Here is a 1,741-nt window from a genome sequence, read left to right on the forward strand (position 1 = left end):
AGTTTTATTGCCCGCCGACTGGGGTTGTTGATCCCCACCTTTTTCGGCATCACCCTGCTGACTTTCGCGTTGATTCGCATGATTCCTGGCGACCCTGTGGAAGTCATGATGGGCGAACGCCGGGTCGACCCCGAAATGCACGCTCAGGCAATGGAACGCCTTGGTTTGAACAAGCCGCTGTATGCCCAGTACCTGGACTACATCGGCAAACTGGCCCAGGGTGACCTCGGTGAATCGCTGCGCACCCGTGAAAGTGTCTGGAGCGAGTTCACTTCGCTGTTCCCCGCGACCCTTGAACTGTCCATGGCCGCCCTGTTGTTCGCCGGGATCCTCGGCCTGCTGGCCGGGGTGATCGCGGCCCTCAAGCGCGGATCGCTGTTCGACCATGGGGTGATGGGCATCTCCCTGGCCGGGTATTCGATGCCGATCTTCTGGTGGGGCCTGATCCTGATCATGTTCTTCTCGGTGTCCCTGGGCTGGACCCCGGTTTCCGGGCGGATCGACCTGCTCTACGACATCGAGCCGGTCACCGGTTTCATGCTGATCGACACCCTGCTGGCCGATGACACGGGCGCATTCCTCGACGCCCTGCACCACCTGATCCTGCCAGCCATCGTGCTCGGCACCATCCCGCTGGCGGTGATCGCGCGGATGACCCGCTCCTCGATGCTCGAAGTGCTGCGCGAGGACTACATTCGCACCGCGCGGGCCAAAGGCCTGTCGCCGTCGCGCGTGGTGTTCGTGCACGGCCTGCGCAACGCGCTGATTCCGGTACTGACCGTGGTCGGCCTGCAGGTCGGCACGCTGCTGGCCGGTGCAGTCCTGACCGAGACCATCTTCTCCTGGCCCGGCATCGGTAAATGGCTGATCGAAGCCATCGGCGCCCGGGACTACCCCGTCGTACAAAACGGCATCCTGCTAATCGCCTGCCTGGTGATCCTGGTCAACTTCGTGGTGGACATCCTCTACGGCTTTGCCAACCCACGCATCCGTCATCAGCGCTGAGATCATTACCCATGAGTACTCCAACACCCTCGGTAGCAGTCGATCAAAGCCTGCTGTATCCGTCCCCGTACAAAGAATTCTGGCAAGCGTTCTCCAAAAACAAAGGCGCCGTTGCCGGCCTGATGTTCATGTTGCTGGTGATCTTCTGCGCGATCTTCGCGCCCTGGGTTGCCCCGCATAACCCCAGCGAGCAGTACCGCGACTTCCTGCTGACCCCGCCGGCCTGGCTCGAAGGCGGGCAACTGCAGTTCCTGCTCGGCACCGATGAACTGGGGCGCGACCTGCTGTCGCGCTTGATCCAGGGTTCGCGCCTGTCGCTGATGATCGGCTTGTCGTCGGTGGTGATGTCGTTGATCCCGGGGATCCTGCTGGGCCTGTTCGCCGGCTTCTTCCCGCGTCTACTAGGCCCGACCATCATGCGCCTGATGGACATCATGCTGGCCCTGCCCTCCTTGCTGCTGGCCGTGGCGATTGTCGCCATCCTCGGCCCTGGCCTGATCAACACCGTGATCGCCATCGCCATCGTGTCCCTGCCGTCCTACGTGCGCCTGACCCGCGCCGCGGTGATGGGCGAGCTGAACCGTGACTACGTGACGGCCGCACGCCTGGCCGGTGCCGGCCTGCCCCGCCTGATGTTCATCACCGTGCTGCCCAACTGCATGGCTCCGCTGATCGTCCAGGCAACCCTGAGTTTTTCCTCGGCGATTCTCGATGCCGCCGCCCTGGGCTTCCTCGG

At 63.1% G+C, this 1,741-nt stretch carries 2 protein-coding genes; both read left to right on the forward strand.

What is annotated here, in order from left to right; translation table 11 throughout:
• On the forward strand, positions 1 to 1,005 hold a 1,005-nt coding region (locus CKW24_RS27610), incomplete at its 5' end, for an ABC transporter permease subunit (RefSeq protein ID WP_256585556.1).
• 11 nt (positions 1,006 to 1,016) lie between these two features.
• Positions 1,017 to 1,741, forward strand: a 725-nt coding sequence (locus tag CKW24_RS27615) for an ABC transporter permease subunit (RefSeq protein ID WP_095172046.1), incomplete at its 3' end; no start/stop codon positions are given.

The sequence above is a fragment of the Pseudomonas sp. Irchel 3H3 genome (genome assembly GCF_900187635.1).
GTDB lineage: Bacteria > Pseudomonadota > Gammaproteobacteria > Pseudomonadales > Pseudomonadaceae > Aquipseudomonas.